General features: G+C 40.3%; 17 protein-coding genes and 1 pseudogene. 16 read left to right on the forward strand and 2 right to left on the reverse strand.

The genetic code is table 11. The annotated features are described in order from the left end of the window. Window positions 1-21 precede the first annotated feature (21 nt). The 9 genes and pseudogenes from AB7942_RS25470 (at window position 22) to AB7942_RS25510 (ending at window position 11,566) form a co-directional block, all read left to right on the forward strand. Window positions 22-696, forward strand: a complete 675-nt coding sequence (locus tag AB7942_RS25470; RefSeq protein ID WP_369449023.1) for a response regulator transcription factor — start codon at window positions 22-24, stop codon at window positions 694-696. After that, on the forward strand, window positions 693-1,730 hold the full coding sequence (locus AB7942_RS25475) for a sensor histidine kinase (protein WP_369449024.1): 1,038 nt from the start codon (window positions 693-695) through the stop codon (window positions 1,728-1,730). Before AB7942_RS25470 ends, AB7942_RS25475 begins: the two co-directional genes overlap by 4 nt. 134 nt (window positions 1,731-1,864) lie before the next feature. After that, window positions 1,865-4,057, forward strand: a complete 2,193-nt coding sequence (locus tag AB7942_RS25480; RefSeq protein ID WP_369449025.1) for an alpha-galactosidase — start codon at window positions 1,865-1,867, stop codon at window positions 4,055-4,057. Window positions 4,058-4,266: 209 nt separating this feature from the next. Then, window positions 4,267-4,368: pseudogene (locus AB7942_RS25485) on the forward strand (aquaporin); the annotation flags it as partial. Window positions 4,369-4,535: 167 nt separating this feature from the next. Beyond that, on the forward strand, window positions 4,536-6,026 hold the full coding sequence (gene glpK / locus AB7942_RS25490) for a glycerol kinase GlpK (protein ID WP_369449026.1): 1,491 nt from the start codon (window positions 4,536-4,538) through the stop codon (window positions 6,024-6,026). Between the two features lie 43 nt (window positions 6,027-6,069). Beyond that, window positions 6,070-7,731, forward strand: a complete 1,662-nt coding sequence (locus AB7942_RS25495; protein WP_369449047.1) for a glycerol-3-phosphate dehydrogenase/oxidase — start codon at window positions 6,070-6,072, stop codon at window positions 7,729-7,731. Window positions 7,732-7,994: 263 nt separating this feature from the next. Beyond that, window positions 7,995-9,377: an L-cystine transporter gene (locus AB7942_RS25500; protein ID WP_369449027.1), complete on the forward strand. Its 1,383-nt coding sequence runs from the start codon at window positions 7,995-7,997 to the stop codon at window positions 9,375-9,377. 250 nt (window positions 9,378-9,627) lie between these two features. Then, entirely contained in the window at window positions 9,628-10,473 is an 846-nt protein-coding gene (locus tag AB7942_RS25505; protein WP_369449028.1) for a VOC family protein, read from the forward strand. 22 nt (window positions 10,474-10,495) lie between these two features. Then, window positions 10,496-11,566, forward strand: a complete 1,071-nt coding sequence (locus AB7942_RS25510; protein ID WP_369449029.1) for an LLM class flavin-dependent oxidoreductase — start codon at window positions 10,496-10,498, stop codon at window positions 11,564-11,566. Window positions 11,567-11,730: 164 nt separating this feature from the next. Here AB7942_RS25510 and AB7942_RS25515 read toward each other — a convergent pair whose 3' ends face one another. Both AB7942_RS25515 and AB7942_RS25520 read right to left on the reverse strand, forming a co-directional pair. Continuing rightward, window positions 11,731-11,910 (reverse strand): DUF3934 family protein, encoded by a 180-nt coding sequence (locus AB7942_RS25515; protein ID WP_369449030.1) that lies wholly within the window; start codon window positions 11,908-11,910, stop codon window positions 11,731-11,733. Window positions 11,911-12,004: 94 nt separating this feature from the next. After that, a complete protein-coding gene (locus AB7942_RS25520; protein WP_369449031.1) occupies window positions 12,005-12,238 on the reverse strand; it encodes a hypothetical protein in 234 nt (77 codons plus the stop codon). Between the two features lie 342 nt (window positions 12,239-12,580). On the opposite strand from AB7942_RS25520, the gene AB7942_RS25525 reads away from it, so the two are divergent. From AB7942_RS25525 to AB7942_RS25555, 7 genes are all read left to right on the forward strand, one after another. Beyond that, window positions 12,581-13,336 (forward strand): NRDE family protein, encoded by a 756-nt coding sequence (locus tag AB7942_RS25525; RefSeq protein WP_369449032.1) that lies wholly within the window; start codon window positions 12,581-12,583, stop codon window positions 13,334-13,336. A gap of 243 nt (window positions 13,337-13,579) precedes the next feature. Continuing rightward, entirely contained in the window at window positions 13,580-15,313 is a 1,734-nt protein-coding gene (locus AB7942_RS25530) for a sensor histidine kinase (RefSeq protein WP_369449033.1), read from the forward strand. Next, complete coding sequence (locus AB7942_RS25535) at window positions 15,291-16,085, forward strand: response regulator transcription factor (RefSeq protein ID WP_369449034.1); 795 nt, start codon at window positions 15,291-15,293, stop codon at window positions 16,083-16,085. The genes AB7942_RS25530 and AB7942_RS25535 overlap by 23 nt, the downstream gene beginning before the upstream one ends. Window positions 16,086-16,206: 121 nt before the next feature. Further along, the gene (locus tag AB7942_RS25540; protein ID WP_335400955.1) at window positions 16,207-17,487 is read left to right on the forward strand and encodes an ABC transporter substrate-binding protein; all 1,281 of its coding nucleotides are present in this window, start codon (window positions 16,207-16,209) and stop codon (window positions 17,485-17,487) included. A 20-nt stretch (window positions 17,488-17,507) separates the two neighbouring features. Next, the gene (locus AB7942_RS25545) at window positions 17,508-18,452 is read left to right on the forward strand and encodes a carbohydrate ABC transporter permease (RefSeq protein WP_369449035.1); all 945 of its coding nucleotides are present in this window, start codon (window positions 17,508-17,510) and stop codon (window positions 18,450-18,452) included. 36 nt (window positions 18,453-18,488) lie between these two features. After that, window positions 18,489-19,319: a carbohydrate ABC transporter permease gene (locus AB7942_RS25550; protein WP_088085250.1), complete on the forward strand. Its 831-nt coding sequence runs from the start codon at window positions 18,489-18,491 to the stop codon at window positions 19,317-19,319. Window positions 19,320-19,439: 120 nt separating this feature from the next. Continuing rightward, a complete protein-coding gene (locus AB7942_RS25555; protein WP_369449036.1) occupies window positions 19,440-20,738 on the forward strand; it encodes an MFS transporter in 1,299 nt (432 codons plus the stop codon). Window positions 20,739-20,742: the final 4 nt, after the last annotated feature.

The following is a 20,742-nucleotide window of genomic DNA, read 5'->3' on the forward strand; positions in this document are numbered from 1 at the left end:
GAAGGAAAGGAATGAGGATGAATGACAAAAGTTCTAATGGTCGATGATGATGCCAATATTCGCGAACTAATCCAACTTTTTTTAAAAAAAGAAGGATTCGAACTTTATGAGGCATCAGATGGCGTAATGGCATTACAACTGATGGAAAAAGTAAAGATGAATTTAGCGATCATTGATATTATGATGCCAAATATGGATGGCTGGGAATTATGCAAAGAGCTGCGGGAGTTTAGTGATATTCCCATCTTAATGCTGACCGCCAAAGGGGAAACCTCACAAAAGCTGAAAGGATTCGAGTTGGGAGCGGACGATTATCTAGTAAAGCCCTTTGACCCAATGGAGTTAACCGCTCGAGTTAAAGCATTATTAAAACGGTATAATATAACGGTTTCACAAACGATTACGATTAATGAATTTAAGTTGAATCGAAAAACACATGAAATTTCTTTTAAAAATAAGGAATATACGATTCCGTTGAAAGAATTCGAGCTGTTGTTTAAACTGGCCAGCTATCCTGGAAAAACGTTTTCACGAGAGGTGCTCATTGAAGACATTTGGGGCTATGACTATGAAGGAGACGAACGAACGGTCGATGTTCATATTAAAAGGTTAAGGGAGCGTTTTCCAGAAGGAGAATTCCCGTTCCGGATTCAGACGATATGGGGATTAGGCTACCGCTTTGAGGTAAAATCATGAAAATCAAGCACTTTTTCCAACATGTATTTGGGATTGTCTTTTTCTTTGTATTTGTCTCTTTTGGTTTTTCAGCAGGCTATTTCATTGTCTCCGGAACTTATCGATTTTTCGATTTTCATACATCCTATTACCTACGTCATATGGCATCGGTAATTACTGGTTTATTGACGATGAGCTTAGTTGGTTTTCTTATATCTTTATTCACTCGTTCAAGGCGACGCAATCTCTTTCATGAAGTACTGGATGCGTTAAGTAGGATTTCTAAAGGTGATTTTAATGTATACCTCGATTTAAAGGCTGGTAAAAGAAATCAATTCACAAGTCTGATTGACCATATTAATCATATGGCTAAGCAATTAAAGCAGTTGGAAGAGATGCGGCAGGAGTTTATTTCTAATGTCTCACATGAAATTCAGTCTCCGCTGACGTCGATCATGGGTTTTGCAAGAGCACTTCAATATGGCCAGCTTTCGAGCGATGAAAGAAGTCATTATCTCAGTATTATTGAAACAGAAAGCAAAAGATTATCGAAATTAAGTGATAATCTTCTAAAACTAACCTCCCTAGAATCCAAGCATCATCCCTTTGAGCGACATAGCTATCGGTTAGACCAACAATTACGGACGATTATTTTGGCCTGTGAACCGCATTGGATAGAAAAGGAACTGGAACTGGATGTGTCCCTAGAGAAGGTCATTATCATTGCGGATGAAGATTTGATGAGCCAGGTATGGACCAATCTGATTCACAATAGTATTAAATTTACTGAAAAGCGCGGAAGGATTCGTGTCCATCTCCAGCAGGTCGATGAAAAAACGATCGTGAAAATTTCCGATACGGGGATTGGTATCTCGAAAAAAGACCAGGTCCATGTATTTGAACGATTCTACAAAGCAGATAAGGCAAGGGACCGGTCAAAAGGCGGCAGCGGTTTAGGACTATCCATTGTAAAAAAAATCATCGAAATGCACGAAGGAACCATCTGTGTTGACAGCGAAGAAGGGAAGGGAACCACCTTCACCATTACACTATAAAAGCCATTTTTGTGTTGTTTTGGGTGCCTGACACCCTTTTTAAATTTATTGTTCTGATATACATAGGGAAAATCATATTTATAGGAAGATAAGTAAGTAATTTAGGTTATCTAACAATGGAGGAATGAGCGCTCGTGCCAATTGATTGGGATGAAAAGGATAGGATTTTTCATTTGTACAATGGCAAGATTAGTTATTTGATTCAAATTGTCCATGGTAAATATCCCGCTCATTTGTATTGGGGAAAGATGGTTAAGACGCTGCATCCTTCTTCCATTCTGGCGTTTAAGGGCAGGGCTTTTTCGCCGACTACCGAACCTTCTCTTCCGCAATTTTCACTTGATATGCTACCACAGGAATATCCCGCTTTTGGGAACGGGGACTTTCGTTCGCCGGCTTATCAAATCCGTTCTGCTGACGGAAATACGGTAACGGACTTTGTCTTTGATTCTCATGAAATTTTTCAAGGAAAACATACGCTAGAGGGATTGCCGTCTGCTTATGTCGAGGAAAATTCTGATGCTGAAACATTAGTGCTAACATTGGTAGATTCCATGCTTGGGATCGGGATGAATCTACATTATACAATTTATCGTGATTTTGATGTGATAACGAGATCGGTCTCCTTTGAGCATCTTGGCAGCCATGATGTGGAAATACATAAGTGTATGAGTATGTCAGTCGACATTCATCAATCAGATTGGGATTGGCTGCACCTTTATGGAACATGGGGGCGTGAGCGTCACATCGAAAGGCAGCCACTCAACCACGGGATTCAAACGATTTCATCAGCTCGGGGTTCAAGCAGCCATCAACATCATCCTTTTGTTGCGCTGCTTTCAAAAGACACCAACGAAGAATATGGGGATGTATTTGGCATCAGTTTGGTCTACAGTGGGAATTTTCAAGCTTCCATCGAAGTGGACCCTTATCAAACTTCCAGACTTAGCATCGGCATAAACCCCTTTGATTTTACATGGGTGCTGAAGCCGGGGGAAACGTTTCAAACTCCTGAGGCTTTAATGGTTTATTCCTCGGACGGGCTTGGAGGAATGTCCAGGACTTATCATAAATTTCTGAGGGAAAGGGTTTGTCGTGGGGTATACCGCGACAAAACACGCCCAATTCTCATTAATAATTGGGAAGCTACCTATTTTCATTTTAATGAAAAAAAACTTATCGATCTTGCGGATGCAGCAAAGGAGTTGGGTATCGAACTGTTTGTACTGGATGATGGCTGGTTTGGGCATCGTGACAATGATAAAAGTTCGTTGGGTGATTGGTTTGTTTTTAAGAAAAAACTTCCGAATGGTTTAAACGGATTGGCTGATTATATCCAAAAAAAGGGGATGCAATTTGGGTTATGGGTCGAGCCGGAAATGGTTTCTCCTGACAGTAATTTGTATCGGAAGCATCCCGATTGGTGTATGCATGTGCCGGGACGGAACCGAACACAGTCCAGAAATCAATTAATTCTTGATTTAAGCCGGGAAGACGTATGTAATTTTTTAATCGAAACGCTGACCGAAGTCTTTAGCAGTGCTAAGATCTCCTATGTGAAATGGGATATGAATCGAAATATGACGGAGGTGGGTTCGGCTGCGCTTCCACCTCGCAGGCAAAAAGAAACCGCGCACCGTTATATGCTTGGCTTGTACCGAATTCTAGAAAAACTGACCGAACGATTTCCTAAGATTTTATTTGAAAGCTGTTCCGGAGGAGGCGGTCGCTTTGATCCTGGAATGCTCTATTATATGCCGCAAACCTGGACGAGTGATGATACTGATGCTGTTGAACGGCTTAAAATTCAATACGGAACAAGTCTCATTTATCCTGCCATTACAATGGGAGCACATGTATCAGATGTGCCGAATCACCAGGTCGGTAGAACCACACCGCTTTTAATGAGATGCCATGTGGCGATGGCTGCAAATTTGGGGTTTGAATTAAATATCGACAAGCTGAGTAGTGATGATAAGGAGGTGGTAATGGAGCAAATCAAACGATATCATCAAATCAAGGATATCGTCTGTTTTGGTGACTTATTCAGGCTGTTAAGTCCGTTTGATGGAATGGATTCGGCGTGGATGTATGTTTCACCGAATCAGGAAAGGGCTGCTGTTTTTTACTTTAAAACGTTGGCAACACCAAATCCACCGTTTTTCCGGCTGAAGTTGCGTGGGCTAAAGTCGGATGAGATATATAGAGTAAATAGAGGAGAACAGGAATATGTGGGCGATGAGCTAATGAAAATTGGATTAATGCTGCCAATGATAAAAAGAGATTTCACCTCGAGTATTTACCACATCGAAGCAATAGAAAAGTAATCAAATAAAAAATACGAGCTTTTACCTCAGATACCTCAATAAAATACACAATTTTTACATGCTATTTACCTGTGCAAAGGATTATTTTTGGTATGCTTAAATAGAAAATATAATATCAGGCTTAGAGACTTGGAGAAAGCCATAAAAACCCTTGGGAATGATTATTACTATTCCCATGCGTTTTTATGGCTTTTTTGTGTGCAAAAATTATTCTTGTTGTAGGAATAATAGCGATTGGTACAAATAAATTTACAGATAGACTATATCCACCTGATGTAGGCGTCCTGATTGTGAGTATCGGTTTGAGCCTTGTTTTAGTAAGCTGCCTTCCTAGGTGAAACAGAAACGAGTCTTTGGTTTATAATAGGGGCAATAGTAGTTGTTCTTGCAATAATTTCCGTAATTAGAAAGAAACCTCAGGAAAATGGTCCGGGTAGAAAAATCAGTGCATAATTTTAATTAAAGGGAGAGTTCATATATGGAAAAATACATTTTATCCTTAGATCAAGGTACAACAAGTTCACGTGCCATTCTTTTTAATAAAGAAGGAAAGATTGTCCAAGTCGCTCAGCAGGAATTTCAACAATTCTTCCCTCAACCAGGTTGGGTAGAACATAATGCAAATGAAATTTGGGGTTCGATCCTAGCGGTAATGGCTTCCTGTTTGGCAGGGGCTAACGTAATACCAGAACAAGTGGCCGGAATCGGTATTACAAACCAACGGGAAACAGCCGTTGTCTGGGATAAGGAAACAGGCCAACCGATATATCATGCGATTGTTTGGCAATCCCGCCAAACAGCAGCGATTTGTGAAGAATTAAAAGCAAAAGGACATGATCAATTATTTAGGGATAAAACAGGCCTTTTAATTGATGCTTATTTCTCTGGAACAAAAGTGAAATGGATTTTAGATAATGTAGAAGACGCGAGAGAAAAAGCAGACCGTGGAGAACTGCTTTTTGGAACAATTGATACATGGCTTATTTGGAAACTATCTGGTGGAAAAGCCCATGTAACAGATTACTCCAATGCATCGAGAACATTGATGTACAATATTCATGACCTTAAATGGGATGAAGAGTTATTAGAAATTCTTTCAGTTCCTGCTTCGATGCTTCCAGAAGTACGCCCATCATCACAAGTATACGCAGAAACAGTTGATTCCCATTTCTTTGGCTATAATGTGCCAATTGCCGGAGTTGCAGGTGACCAGCAAGCAGCATTATTCGGTCAGGCGTGTTATGAAAAAGGGATGGCGAAAAATACTTATGGAACTGGCTGCTTTATGTTGATGAATACCGGTGAACAAGCAGTAAAATCAGAGCACGGTTTGTTAACAACAATTGCATGGGGTATTAACGGAAAAGTGGAATATGCATTAGAAGGAAGTATCTTTGTTGCGGGGTCTGCTATCCAATGGCTTCGTGATGGGCTCCGTATGTTTAGAAGCGCTGAAGAGAGCGAGAAATTTGCTACTAGTGTAACATCTACTGACGGTATTTATGTCGTTCCAGCATTCGTGGGTTTAGGAACACCTTATTGGGATAGTGATGTCCGTGGTTCGGTCTTTGGCATAACTCGTGGTACAACGAAAGAACACTTTGTTCGCGCAACGTTAGAATCGCTAGCATATCAAACAAAGGATGTCTTAACGTCTATGGAAGCGGATTCAGGTATTTCGCTTAAAGCCTTGCGTGTAGACGGCGGCGCTGTTGCTAATAACTTCTTAATGCAATTCCAAAGCGATATGTTAGCTGTTCCAGTGGAACGTTCAGAAATAAAAGAAACGACAGCATTAGGAGCTGCTTATTTAGCAGGATTAGCGGTAGGTTATTGGGAAAGCCAAGAAGAAATCGCGACTCAATGGAATATGGATCAAGCATTTACACCAAATATGGCTGAAGAGGATAGAGACAATTTATATTCAGGTTGGAAAAAGGCTGTAAACGCAGCAAGGGCTTTTAAATAATTGTACTCTCTTTTTATCCCCATTGGAGGTAACCATAGTGGAAATGTTAAAATTCTCGAGTTCAAATAGAAACACAATCCTAAAGGAAATGGCCGCAGAAGAATTTGATGTACTTGTCATCGGTGGGGGAATTACAGGCGCTGGAATCGCATTAGATGCCGTAACAAGGGGAATGAAAACGGCATTAGTCGAAATGCAAGATTTTGCTGCTGGGACATCAAGCCGATCAACAAAGCTTGTTCACGGTGGTCTCAGGTATTTAAAACAATTTGAAGTGAAGATGGTCGCGGAAGTAGGGAAGGAACGGGCGATTGTTTATGAAAATGGCCCGCATGTAACTACACCAGAATGGATGCTCCTGCCAATGCATAAAGGTGGGACGTTTGGGAAATTCGGTACATCAATAGGACTACGAGTCTATGACTTTTTAGCAGGCGTAAAAAAAAGTGAACGAAGAAAAATTCTTTCTCCGGATGATACCATTCAGAAAGAGCCGCTGATTAAAAGAGAGGGATTAAAAGGCGGCGGATATTATGTGGAATATCGGACCGATGATGCCCGGTTAACCATCGAAGTCATAAAAGAAGCGGTCGCTCATGGTGTCAAAGCTGTAAACTATTCAAAAATGATTGAGCTTCTTTATCATGATGGTAAGGTGATTGGTGCTAAAGTTGAGGATCTATTAACTGGTACCGTTCATGATATTTACGCAAAACACATCATTAATGCCACTGGCCCTTGGGTCGATTCGCTCCGAAACATAGATCAGTCGTTATATGGAAAAAAACTGCGGCTCACCAAAGGGGTACATTTGGTGATGGATCAGTCGAGATTTCCCCTTAAACAGGCGGTGTATTTTGATACACCTGATGGCCGCATGGTATTTGCGATTCCAAGGGATGGGAAAACGTATGTGGGGACAACAGACACCTATTATGGCAACGATCCGATTCATCCGAAAATGACGGCAGATGACCGAGATTATATTATTAATGCAATTCATTATATGTTTCCAACCGTTGCTATTAAGGCGGAGGAGATTGAATCAAGCTGGGCAGGGGTAAGACCACTTATTTATGAAGAAGGCAAGGATCCCTCTGAAATTTCGCGAAAAGATGAAATTTGGGTATCGAATTCTGGCTTGGTTACAATCGCAGGCGGGAAGCTGACCGGATACAGAAAAATGGCAGAAACGGTGGTAGACTTGATCGCTAAACAGTGCGGCGAAGCAAGCCATATTGGATCTTGCCAAACAAAGCATTTACCTATTTCAGGAGGTCATATGGATGGGTCTCGTAACTTTGCTTCATTTATAGAGACCAAGGAAAAAGAAGGCGAGTTAAGTGGATTTTCAAAGGACCAATTCCGAAAATTAGTCCATCGTTATGGTTCCAATATTGATCGTATTTTTGAAATTGCAAAAACGTATGACCCAAATAACAAATTTGGCTTGCCGCTGGAGGTGTATGTTCAAATCATTTATTCCTTAGAGGAAGAAATGGCCGTAAAACCAGTGGACTTTTTTATCCGTCGAACGGGAGCTTTATTTTTTGATATTCAATGGGTACATGAGTGGAAAGAAGCAATCATTGGCTTAATGGAGGATGCTCTTGGATGGACATTGGAGGAGAAGGCCATGTTCAAAGATGAATTAGAAACCGCACTAAAGGATGCTATCCATCCGATTCCGACTGAAATGATATGAGTTTATCCGCCTTGCAGTCCTAATAGTACACGTAGCTTTTTGGATGATTGAAAAACTAATCAAACGTTTGATTGAATAATTTATGGGCTTGGAATATATAGGGTCGCCATGTCATATTATTTACCATATCAAACGTTTGATTGTTTTAAAGTATAAAGGTACAGAAATTACCGATGACGATAAAGACGACGACTATAATTCCGACTTAATACATTGGAATATTTGGTTTTCGATTTTTTCGAAAAATAAAGAGGAGGAATTCCATGAATACCTTTCTTATCATTGTAAATGTCGCGGTGCTGCTATTACTCATGTTTGGTTTATTTACGATGCAAAAAAAGCATGTTTCTTTTTCCAAGCGTGTTTTTAGTGCGTTGGGTTTAGGAATTATATTTGGTTTTATTATTCATCTCATTTATGGTACGACACATGAAGTAACGACAGGTTCGATTGATTGGTTTAACATAGTCGGGAATGGCTATGTAAAGCTATTACAAATGGTCGTTATGCCACTCATTTTTGTTTCGATTGTCGGGGCCTTTACAAAACTAAAATTAACGAAAAATATAGGGAAAATCAGTTTTCTTGTCATCGGCATCCTTCTTGCAACGACGGCCGTTTCTGCCGCGGTTGGCATTGGCTCAGCTTTAGGATTTGGTCTTGACGGGGTTCAGCTAACTGAAGGAGATGCAGAAGCAGCCCGGAATGCCCAGTTAGAGGAAAGAGCTGCAGGGATCGAAAATATGACACTCCCACAGCAAATCATTGAGTTAATCCCAAGCAATCCGTTTCAGGATTTAACTGGGGCCCGCGCAACATCGACGATTGCGGTTGTTATTTTTGCCGTATTTATTGGTATTGCTTACCTTGGAGTGAAGCGTAAGGACCCAGAGCATGGTGAATTTTTTGCAAAGATCATTGATACCTTCTACTCTGTTGTCATGAGAGTAGTCACACTGATTCTTCGTTTAACGCCATATGGTATCTTAGCGATCATAGCCAGGGTTACAGCAACGAGTGACTATGCCGCGATAGCAAAACTAGGTAAATTTGTGATTGCCTCGTATGTGGCGCTCATTATTGTGTTTATTGTCCATCTTCTCCTTTTATCATTTGCGAGACTAAGTCCTATAAATTATGTGAAAAAAGGGCTGCCAACCTTAACCTTTGCTTTCACCTCCCGGACTAGTGCAGGAACCTTGCCAATGACCATTAAAACACAAACAAAGGACTTTGGTGTATCCGAAGGGATCGCCAACTTCGCGGGTTCGTTTGGGCTAACAATCGGTCAAAACGGATGTGCAGGCGTTTATCCTGCGATGTTAGCAGTGATGGTTGCTCCAGCGGCAGATGTGGATCCAACAAGTATATCCTTTATTCTAACGCTCATTCTTGTGGTTGCGATTAGTTCGTTTGGTGTTGCTGGTGTAGGTGGCGGTGCAACCTTCGCAGCCTTAATCGTTTTATCAGTGATGAATCTCCCAATTGCGATTGTTGGTCTGCTTATTTCAGTTGAGCCTCTCATTGACATGGGACGTACAGCTCTAAATGTCAGCGGAGCGATGACATCAGGCATACTCACTAGTAAAGTAACAGGCGAGTTTGAAAACGAGGTTTACGAGCAGCCTAATATCGTCGAAGCATAAAAAACGAGAAGCAAGGTTCAAGGGCTTTTTCGCTTAGCGGAAGAGTCCTTTTTCTGTTGCAAGGGTAAAAAATAGGCTGGTCTTCCATATGCTCTTAATTTAAAATACTTGAATTCAAGATAAATTAAAGGTACACTGTAAGCATAGGAAATAGTAATCGGTTTAATGGAATGTAAAAGAACCATATTAATAAAAAGATTAATTTTTATAACATTCGTTTACAAATGAATAATGAAGGGATGAGGAGAAAATGGATAAATTTCATCAGGCACCAAATATATATGTCGGTGAGGTCAATATAAAAGTTAAAAACCTCGATTATGCGCTCACTTTTTATCAAAATATATTGGGCTTTCAAATATTGGAGAAATCAGATCGTAAAGCAGTCTTAACGACAGACGGAAAAAACCCATTATTAACGCTAGAGCAGCCGAAAGATGTGGTTGCGAAAACAGGACGTAGTTCAGGTTTGTATCATTTTGCGATCTTACTTCCATCACGAGCAGATTTATCTGTCTTTTTACGGCATATGATTCAAGCTGGATATCCACTGGGTGCTGCAGATCATTATGTAAGTGAGGCGTTATACCTTAACGATCCAGACGGAAATGGGATTGAAGTGTACCGAGATCGCCCTTCTTCAGAATGGAGATGGAACAACGGTTTAGTAGAAATGGCAACAGAAGAGCTTGATGGAAATGGAATTATCGCGGAGAGTGATGCGGAATGGAGCGGTCTCCCGGCGGGTACAGTTATGGGCCACATTCACCTTCACGTATCTAATTTGAAAAAAGCAGAAGAATTTTACACAAAAGGGCTTGGTTTTGAAATTGTTAGTTACTATCCACAAGCGGCATTCCTTTCCACGGGCCGTTATCATCATCATATTGCTATCAACACTTGGCAAGGTGAAGGGGCAGCGACGCCACCGAAAAACAGTGTCGGCTTAAATTGGTACTCGCTCGTTTTCCCTGATGAATCAGCAAGAGAGAATGCGATTAAACAGCTAAAGCAATTAGGTGCGCAGATATCGGAAGTAGCTGATTTCTTTGTAACGGAAGATCCTTCAGGAAATCAAATTCGATTAGTTTTATAAATGATTGAGGGAGGATATGAAGATGAAGCCAGATTCCAAAGATGAACATTCAGGTATGGAAATAGGGATCTATACATTGGGGGATTTAGTTCCGGATTGGGGAACAGGGAAGACTATCAGCACAAGACAGCGACTTGAAGAAATTATTGAAGCAGCGAAAATGGCTGATGAGGCCGGATTAGATGTAGTGGGCGTTGGTGAGCATCACCGCCTCGACTATGCTGTGTCTGCACCGCCCGTCGTCTTGTCCGCCATTTCGCAAGTTACAAAGCGAATTAAACTGGCAAGTGCTACAACTGTCTTAAGCACCGTCGATCCTGTTCGTCTCTTTGAGGATTTTGCGACACTTGATCTCCTGTCAAACGGACGGGCAGAAATTATTGCGGGGCGCGGGGCATTTATAGAATCTTTCCCGCTGTTCGGGTATGAGTTAGACGATTATGACCAGCTTTTTGAAGAGAACATCAAGCTCTTTCAGCAGCTGAATGCACAGGATCGAGTGACCTGGAATGGTCAATTTCGTTCTCCGTTGCAGGATGCGGAAATTGCTCCACGACCTTTACAGGAAAATATTCCATTGTGGGTAGGTGTTGGGGGCACTCCGTCTAGCGCAGCACGAGCAGGCAGATTAGGGACTAACTTAGCAATAGCGATACTTGGAGGCGAACATATTCGGTTTAAGCCGCTTGTAGATATTTACCGCCAGGCCGCCAGTCAAGCTGGCCATGATCCTGAGTCGATGAAGGTTGCAGTGACTGGTCATGCATTTATTTCGGAAACAACCCAAAAGGCAAAGGATGAGTTCTATCCGTATCATTCTAATTATTGGGGATACTTTAATCGCCAGCGTGGGATGAATACAAGAATGTCCAGAGAAGATTTTGAACGGATGGCCGGACCAGAAACGGCTTTATTTGTTGGCAGTTCCCAGCAGATCATTGAAAAAATCCTCCAACAATACGAGCTTTACGGACACCAGCGATTTATCGCCCAAATGGACATCGGCGGAATGCCCTTTAAACAAGTCGCCGAAAGCATCGAACGATTAGCAACAGAAGTAGCACCAGTCGTACGGAGGGAAACCAGCAAATAGGAAGGGATAAAGATGCTAAGAATAGGGTGTGAAAAATTAGGTGTCAGGCACCGCTCGTGGACATTTGTCCTCGTGTGGTGGACTGTCGTTTTTTTTGAAAAGGTCGTTTGCTGGGAAAAAAAGACTCGGGGGATGGGGTCCCCTGAGTCTTTGTATTATTATTATTATTTTTCGGATGCGTCACCTTTATTATTGCTGGTGTTGTTTCCGTCATTTGCTTTTTTAACACCTTTGCTGACATATGGTTTGGCGCTTTTCGCTTTTTTGACACCTGCTTGCCAACGAGTCCAGCCCTTCTTGCCGGTTCCTCTGCCTGTTCCGCCTTTCCCTTTCGCACTACTCATTTAACCACTCCATTATTAAAGTACGTTCATCTAACGTCGTTGGTTAGTTTAACACAGTTCATGGTGATTTGCCCTCAAAAATATTAGTTTGTTGTTAATGATTGAAAAACCCTAAGGCAAATTTAATCCCTTCCTCAATTTCATTTGTTTCATACCCTAATAAGTCCTCATTGGTGACTTCTAATTTGGTTCTTGCTAAGGAATAGCCGCTGTCCAATTCTATATCAAGCACTATTTCATACCCGTTGGCTGTTTGGGTAATATCAATAATGTCGTATTCGCGAATAGCAGTCCCTGTTTCGTATTCTAAGGGCTCTAATTCTGACATGGAAACACACCTCCAAAATAAATTAGGTCGTAGCTATTATTATTTCCAACCTTGCGATTAAAATCAGGATTAGATTTATTTTCCTTATGCATTCTTAGCACTTAAAAGATACAAAACGCTTCGGGATTCCACTATGTTAAAAGGATTTTCTAGAGACATGGCGAATAATAACTTGTGGTTTATTTTTCCATATGGAGGTTATGGAGTGAATTTGGATACATTATACCTAATAGATCAAAAAGACGGTTTGGGCCTGGAGGTTAGTAAATTAGTTTCGATGATGAACGACATTAATCCAATAAAAAACCCCCGGTTAAATTATTTTTAAGGCTGTGATTGTATATGTGTTTAATCGTTTTTGCCTATAGAGTCCATCCTGTCTACAAGCTCCTTGTAGCGGCAAACCGAGATGAATTTTACGGGCGGCCTACTGCTCCTGCTCATTATTGGGAAGACAGACCTGACATCCTTGCCGGTAGAGATTTAGAAAAAATGGGCACTTGGATGGGAGTTACCACATCTGGACGTTTTGCGGCTTTGACCAATTATCGCGACCCAAAGGAAGAAACGGAAGGAAAGCGTTCGAGAGGTGAGTTGGTGGCCGATGCCTTGAAACATAAAGGAAGTATAAAGGATTATATGCAAAGTCTTGTAAAGAAAAAGGATCTGTATCCTGGCTATAACTTACTAGCAGGGGATGGAACGGAACTATATTATTATTCAAATAAAGGTCAGGAACTTTTGAAGGTGGAGCCTGGTATTTATGGAGTCAGCAACCATTTATTAAATACTGAATGGCCAAAGGTGCAAAAAGGCAAGGAAGGCATGTCCAAAATCATCAACGGGGAACAGGTCGAACTTGTAGAATGCCTTTTGAGTGTCCTCCAAAATGCAGATCAAGCTCCAGACGAACTTCTTCCGCACACAGGCGTTTCTTTAGAATGGGAAAGAATGCTTTCGCCATTGTTTATCAAAAGCGGAAACTACGGGACGAGAAGCTCGACCGTCATGTTGATGTCAGATAAAGAAATTCAATACGTGGAACGAGTCTTCACTAAGGATGGAATAAGTGATCAGCAATATAGGATTGAATTATAGAAACTTTTTGAATCTAAATGAAGGATCAAGGGAAGTTTTCTCTCTTTGATGCTTCATTTTTTATTTTCATAAAAGTGGTCGTAACTACCATCTTAAAACTCCGGAGATGTCTATGGAAATTGGAACAACTCTGGTTTATGATTAGGGAGATTTATGAAAACGATTACGAAAAAAAAGGGAAAGACATGCTGTTATGCAAAAAGTGATAACATACGAAAACCACTAGTCTTGAAGAGGGATAGGATGATCGAAGTTATTAAAAATATTACCTTAAAACTTAAGAATCAATTGTATGGAAGCTTTCGTACCAAGTTGATGCTGTTTTTCATCGTGGTGGCACTGATACCTCTCCTACTATTTGGCTATCTCTCCTATCAAAAGTCATCCACGATTGTGAATAAGCAATTTAATGATTATGAAAACTTTGCTGTATCACAGCTTGAAAAGCAATTAGAAAATACGATTAATCAGATGTTTGTCGTCTCAAACGATATTCATCAATATTTATCCGACCCTACCTTAATTGTTATCAAAGAAGAGATTCCAAGAACCTATGAAGGATTCATAGAGAAAAAGAACTTTGAAAGATTCCTTGAAGCCCATAGAACTTTTAATACAAAAGGAATCTACCTAATAACGAGTTCTGGCTATTATTACGGGGGAAACCATCTTAATTCACAAAAATTGTTTCAAATGCCGTTTTGGAAGGAAGCAAGTAAAATCAAACAAGGGGAGCGATGGATTGGATTTTATAAAGCTGATCATCATGATAACAGCAAACCGCCTGAACCAATAATTGGTCTAGTATTGCCCATCCAGAGCCAATATGGGATTTTAAAAGGAAGCAAATTGTTAATTGAGACAAATGCCGAGGAGCTTTTTTCATATATTAACTACCTTGAAAAAGACGTCCACGCCTTTGTAACCATTCATAATGAAAAGAATAAAGTCCTTTACCGAACAAAAGCAAAAGTGGAGCGGCTTTCAAGTGATATTGTTAGGGTGAAAAATATTGAAGCCTATGGCTGGAACATTGAAATCCGAGTCCCTGAAAAACTATTTTACCAATCCTCTGAGGTTATTTTTAACTATACTATGTTAGGCATTTTCTTTTTAATTATTCTCGCAATCCTACTAGCTTTGGTCTTTTCAGCACCGTTGGCAAAACGAATCAGAAAGCTGAAGGAATCGATGGAACTGGTAAGTGTGGGCGAACTGCAGACTCAGATTCCTGTTAAAGAACATGACGAAATTGGGAAATTAACAATCAGCTTTAATCAGATGGTCCAGCAAATTAATGAATTAATTGATGAAATCGGTGAGACGGAACGGTTAAAAAGGAAAGCAGAGTTAAGGGCGTTTCATTACCAAATAAATCCCCATTTGTTGTTTAATACACTAAACTCCATTCAGTGGAAGGCAAGGTTAAGTAATGCCAAGGAAGTTCAGCAAATGATTTACCATCTGACGGAGGTTCTTCATGAAAACCTTAATTTTTCTGATGAATTGATTCCGTTAAAAAAAGAGCTGGCTACGATAAGCCACTATTTGAAGGTGCAGGAAATCCGTTATGGACATATGTTTGATTACAATGAAAAGGTCAGCCCAGAATGCTCCGATTATTTAATTCCCAGGTTGTCTCTGCAGCCATTATTTGAAAATATTTTTTTCCATGCCTTTGAAGACGGACAGGGAATAATTGAATTAACTATTGAGGATAAATCAGACTTACTTGAACTTACCTTGAGTGATAATGGTAAAGGAATGAGTGAACAAACGGCCTTAAACTTACTTAATGAACAGTCGCCTAAGGATAAAGTCCGTGGAATAGGCGTGTTTAATGTTGATCAACGGCTAAAGCTTCATTTTGGAAATCAATATGGCCTTATTATAGAATCTAAACCGAAGCATGGAACAACGATCAAAATGTGCTGGCCAAAAAGGAGGATGAGCAATGATCAAAGTCATAGTAGTTGATGATGAATATATCGTCCGTAAAGGGTTAATGGCAACGGTGAACTGGCAGAAATATAATATGGAAGTAGTGGCGGATGCCTCCAATGGTCAGAAAGGCTGGGAAGTGTTTCTGGAGCATTCCCCTGAGGTAGTCATTACAGACATTGTCATGCCAGAACAAAATGGCATAGAACTTGCCCGAAAAATTAAACAAGCAGCCCCTGACACAAAAATCCTGCTATTAAGCTGCCACCGGGATTTCGAATATGCCCAGGAAGGCATTAGGTTGGGTGCTTCAGGTTATATTTTAAAAACGGCCTTTCAAGATGATGAATTTGAAGAATACCTAAAGCAATTCTCTGATGAAATAGAAAAATCACAACATAAAGAACAAGACTCTAGTCTAGCTGAAGCCGTAATAAATGAGGTTAATGAAAAATGGCCGGAACCGATTCAAAAAGCCGTTCAACTGATTACGAGAGACTTATCACAATCCCACTCTTCAGTTAATATTGCTTATGAAGTCGGCCTTAGTAGAAGCCATTTTAGTACCCTTTTTAGTAAGTCAGTAGGAGAAAGCTTCCATACATTCACAGAAAAGTTAAAGATCAATGCTGCTAGTGAATTACTTGAAACCACTTCTCTTACTTTACAGGAAATAGGAGAGAAAGTTGGGGTGCAAGACGGGAAATATTTTAGCAAATGGTTTAAAAAATGTACGGGATATACACCATCTGACTATCGTCTAACAAAAAGGAGAATCAATCCGGACAATTTTACCCCTATCACGTAATCTTCACAGAAAATTAAAACATTATTACTAACAATTTAAGATGAATTTCAGTATGAGACCGCTTTCATTAGAAGTACAATGAAGGCGGTTAATTTTTTATCTAAAGAGGGGGAAATTCAGAATGAGGAAAATCAGCATCCTGGCAATGATTTTATTATTAGTTAGCGTCTTCTCCTTGGCAGCATGTTCGAACAGCAGTTCAGGAGAAAATACTTCTGGAGGAACTGGTGAAGAGAAGGATGGTAAAGGAAATGTTACACTTCGCTTTGCAACCTGGGACTCTGGTGAGGCACTGAAAATTCAACAGGATATCGCCAAAAAATTTGAAGAAAAGAATCCCGGTGTAAAGGTTCAAGTGGAAGCTTACGGCGATGGCTTTGATCAGAAGCTGGCTGCTTCCTTTGGGGCAAAAAATCCACCGGATATGATGTATATGTGGAATTTTCCAGCATACTACGAGTCACTCGAGCCGCTTGACCAGTACATCGACGGCGATTCAGAAATGGATATGGATGATTTTTATCAGGGTTTATTTAATTATTCCAGCATGAATGGAAAAATTTACGGCATGCCTGCTGGTTTTACAACACGGGTTGTGTATTATAACAAAGATTTATTTGATGCAGCTAACGTCCCTTATCCAAAGGATGGCTGGTCATGGGATGATTTTAAAGAAATTTCAAAAAAATTATCTGATCCAAGCAAAAAGCAATACGGTTTTGGGATAGTGCCAGAGCCAGATACCTATGATCTCCAAGGGTTGGTATGGAGCAATGGCGGCAGCTTCATTAGTAAAGACGGGAAAGAAGTTAAGGGCTATATGAACAGTCCTGAAACAATCGAATCAATCAAAGTTTTAAGTAACCTTCTTAAGGATAAAAGCGCTGTTCTTGTTGGCGGGAAAAATCAGCAAAGTGGCGATGATATTTTCAAAGCAGGAAAAATCGCCATGTGGGAAAGCGGTATTTGGCCTTTAGAAGGATTTAAAGAAGCTAAGATTAATTTCGGAACGGTTGAAGTTCCGTCATTTGGCGACAAGCCGGCAAAAGGGGTTATTGCTTCATCAGCCGTTTCGGTAGCGAAGGATTCTAAACATAAAGACCTTGCTTACAAATTTGTGAAATTTTATTCCTCAGCGGAAGCGATTAAAATGCGTACTGCTGATTTACCAGTTCGAATCAGTGTGGTAAAGGAATTGAATATGGAGCAGGATCCATTAATAAGCCCGTTCTATAAGATGCTTGAACGTTCTGACGATACACCAGCATTTCTTTTGAATAAGAATTGGAATGAAATCAACCGTAACCTGTCTGCAGCCGTAAATGCGGTGATGCTTGGGCAAGATGCTGATAAACTACTAAATAAAGCTGTTCACGATTCTGAGAAATACATGAAGAAGTAGACTAAATAAATGGGGTGTTCATGTTGAATTCTTTACCTGCTTCTCCCACACCCTATGTGGAAATAAATAAGAAAAAGAAAATAAAGTGGGACAAGATTGTCCCACTTCTATTTATCTCCCCATGGGTAATCGGGTTTCTTGCCTTCACGCTAGGACCTTTATTATATTCACTATTTATCAGTTTTTATGATTGGCCGGTTGTCGGTGAGGCGACATTTATCGGACTTGATAACTATAAGACCATGTTTATGGATGATCCCCTGTTTTGGAAATCACTAGGGGTAACGGTGAAATTCGCCGCATTGTTCGTCCCTTTAAATATCATTGTAGCCCTAGTTTTAGCTATTTTGTTGAATCAAAACATAAAAGGCCACTCCTTTTTCCGAACCTTTTTCTACCTTCCATCCGTCATTTCCGGCGTAGCCCTTGCGATGATTTGGGCTTGGGTTTTCAACGGTGAATACGGTATTCTAAATTACTTTCTTTCCTTGGTTGATATCACAGGTCCTAACTGGCTCAATGAGACGGGCTGGGCACTTATTGCGATGGTGATTGCAAGCCTTTGGGGTCAAGGTACGATGATGTTAATCTTCCTGGCAGGTTTAAAAGGCATTTCGGGTGAACTTTATGAAGCTGCATCCATCGATGGAGCTAATAAAATAACTCAGTTTTTCAAAATTACCTTACCGCTCTTGACGCCAACCATTCTATTTAATGTCATCACAACGATTATTGCTGCCTTTCAACAATTGACGTTAGCCCTGCTATTAACGGGCGGAGGGCCGCTCAATTCAACTTATTTTTACGCAATGTATGTTTATGAAAATGCCTTTAAATATTTTAAAATGGGCTATTCTTCCGCAAATGCGTGGTTTATGTTTTTGATTGTTTTAGGTTTAACAATGCTTGTGTTTAAATCCTCGTCTGCCTGGGTGTACTACGAAGGAGAAGTGAAGAAGAAATAAAATCGCAGCCAATCTATTGATACGAGGAGGTTTACTATGAAAATGAAAAGCAGGGTTGAAAAAACCTTTATATACGGTCTCTTAATCTTTTTCTCGCTATTATTTTTGGCGCCATTATTTTGGATGGTGACGACTTCGTTAAAATCGCCAGAAGAACTCTATCTGTTCCCGCCAAAGTGGATTCCTTCCAGTCTTCATTTTGAGAATTTTAAAGAAGCATGGATTTCTCAGCCATTTACACAATTTCTGATGAATTCACTAACGGTAACAATCTTGGCAACTCTTGGCCAAATTGTTTCCTCATCGCTAGTGGCCTATGGGTTTGCAAGATTTACATTTAAAGGAAGAGACTTCTTGTTTATGGTGCTTCTTGCCACGATGATGATTCCGTGGGAAGTGACGATGATTCCTTTGTATATGGAATTTAACTTCCTTGGCTGGATTAACACGTTGAAACCGTTGATTGTTCCTGCCTGGTTCGGTGCCCCATTTTATATCTTCTTGATGCGTCAGTTTATCATGGGCATACCAAAAGAACTGGATGAAGCAGCAAGAATAGATGGTGCCAACTCTTTTCAAATTTTTTATAAAATTTATCTTCCGCTCATGAAACCGGTATTAATCTTAGTTGGGGTGTTCAGCATGTTGAATTGCTGGAACGATTACCTAGGACCGCTTGTGTTTTTGAATGATCAGAGCAAATATACACTAACGCTTGGACTTGCGCAGTTCAAAGGAATGTTTGGCGTTGATATGGAAGGAATCATGGCAATAACCTTTCTAATCAGCATACCACCGCTTGTTCTCTTCTTCGCGGCACAGCGCTATATAGTGGAGGATGTTTCTAAGTCAGGGGTAAAGGGATAACAAGTATTTATTTGTTTCGCAAAACAGGAACTAATCAGAAGGGATAAGCCCCTTCTGATTAGTTTATTGAAGGGGAGATTCCTCAGAAATTTTTTTGAAAATGAAAGGTTGAAACACTCTATGATACAGTCATTAAGATTTCTTACTATGCCGTCTGGTGTGAAACGTTTCTTGGCCACTGAATCACTGTACGGGCTGAGCATTGGAATGTTTACCTTGATCTTGAATCTTCATTTAATTGAAATGGGTATTACAGAAAAGCAAATTGGACTCATCACATCGATGGGGATCTTAGTAATGGGAATCTTTGCAATTCCTGTGAGCATCTTGGCTAAAAAAGCAGGTCGGAAAAAGCTGCTCGTTACAGGGATAACAAGTATTGCCATTGGATGCAGCATTTTTGCTTTTGCAGAAGGCTTTGGATTCTTTTTTTTGGCTCAATTTGTGGTTTCCATTGGCCTAACACTTGTGGAAACGACGGAAATACAGTTGTTGTTCCATTATAGCCGTTCAAAAAGGGAAGAAACCCAAGCCTATAGCTTTTTATTCGCAGTCTTTACTGCGTTTACGGGAGCGGGAACACTAATTGGCGGTTTTTTGCCTAATTGGATTGAACTTTCAGAGAAGGGCTACCAAAATACATTAATTACTACCTCAATATTGTTTCTATTATTAGCCTGTGTAAGAGGAGGCCTGCTTCCTGCAGAGCAGCGAAGGAAAAAAGTTACACGGGAGGATTTAAACCAGCGAAGGGAAACAGGTTCTGAACCGAATGCTTTCCTTCAAAGGCAAGGTAAGCATTCGAGTGATTTTCAGCAAAAATTGCTGTTATTTGCTGTCTTCGCACTGATTACTGGCGGTGCAGTATCTTGCCTCCAGCCTTACCTGAATTTATTTATTAAGTTCCGTTTCGATTTCTCGAATGAGGCTGTGTCGATGCTGCTGGCTCTAAATGGTCTGGCATTGTTTATAGGTTCTATTTTCTCACCTTCATTGATTGACCGCTTCGGGGTGAAAAAGACATTTCTTTATATTTACATGGTGAATATCCTTCTTTGTTTTATTTTATTTTTAAACATCCATCCTTATTTCTTTTCGACACTTTTATTAGTAAGGGGTGGAGTTTTTACCATGCTGACCAATCTGGTTGACAGTCTATCGATGTCATCATTTAAAGATGAGGAACGTGATTTGTATGCGGGAATGAGAGCCGTATTCCGTAGCATTGGATCCGCTTTAGCCGCATTTCTAGTCGGAACCATCCTAGCTGGAAAGAACTATACACTTCCATTTATTTTGGCAGGACTGCTTCTCTTGCTCGGATATGCGTACTTTACTTATATTATCAGGCCGAAATTCTTTGAAGCAGATCAAGAATTTCAGAAGAACACCCAGGAAGGGATAACACATGAATGTTGAAAGA

Source organism: Neobacillus sp. BF23-41 (assembly GCF_041106275.1).

Bases quoted from the DNA above. Each gene is read 5' to 3' on its own strand.
- AB7942_RS25475 (WP_369449024.1), top strand. From the start codon at position 693: ATGAAAATCAAGCACTTTTTCCAACATGTATTTGGGATTGTCTTTTTC.
- AB7942_RS25520 (WP_369449031.1), bottom strand. From the start codon at position 12,238: ATGTCAGAATTAGAGCCCTTAGAATACGAAACAGGGACTGCTATTCGC.
- AB7942_RS25470 (WP_369449023.1), top strand. From the start codon at position 22: ATGACAAAAGTTCTAATGGTCGATGATGATGCCAATATTCGCGAACTA.
- AB7942_RS25500 (WP_369449027.1), top strand. From the start codon at position 7,995: ATGAATACCTTTCTTATCATTGTAAATGTCGCGGTGCTGCTATTACTC.
- AB7942_RS25505 (WP_369449028.1), top strand. From the start codon at position 9,628: ATGGATAAATTTCATCAGGCACCAAATATATATGTCGGTGAGGTCAAT.
- AB7942_RS25515 (WP_369449030.1), bottom strand. From the start codon at position 11,910: ATGAGTAGTGCGAAAGGGAAAGGCGGAACAGGCAGAGGAACCGGCAAG.
- AB7942_RS25495 (WP_369449047.1), top strand. From the start codon at position 6,070: ATGTTAAAATTCTCGAGTTCAAATAGAAACACAATCCTAAAGGAAATG.
- AB7942_RS25545 (WP_369449035.1), top strand. From the start codon at position 17,508: ATGTTGAATTCTTTACCTGCTTCTCCCACACCCTATGTGGAAATAAAT.
- AB7942_RS25535 (WP_369449034.1), top strand. From the start codon at position 15,291: ATGATCAAAGTCATAGTAGTTGATGATGAATATATCGTCCGTAAAGGG.
- AB7942_RS25525 (WP_369449032.1), top strand. From the start codon at position 12,581: ATGTGTTTAATCGTTTTTGCCTATAGAGTCCATCCTGTCTACAAGCTC.
- AB7942_RS25550 (WP_088085250.1), top strand. From the start codon at position 18,489: ATGAAAATGAAAAGCAGGGTTGAAAAAACCTTTATATACGGTCTCTTA.
- AB7942_RS25555 (WP_369449036.1), top strand. From the start codon at position 19,440: ATGATACAGTCATTAAGATTTCTTACTATGCCGTCTGGTGTGAAACGT.
- AB7942_RS25510 (WP_369449029.1), top strand. From the start codon at position 10,496: ATGAAGCCAGATTCCAAAGATGAACATTCAGGTATGGAAATAGGGATC.
- AB7942_RS25540 (WP_335400955.1), top strand. From the start codon at position 16,207: ATGAGGAAAATCAGCATCCTGGCAATGATTTTATTATTAGTTAGCGTC.
- glpK (WP_369449026.1), top strand. From the start codon at position 4,536: ATGGAAAAATACATTTTATCCTTAGATCAAGGTACAACAAGTTCACGT.
- AB7942_RS25530 (WP_369449033.1), top strand. From the start codon at position 13,580: ATGATCGAAGTTATTAAAAATATTACCTTAAAACTTAAGAATCAATTG.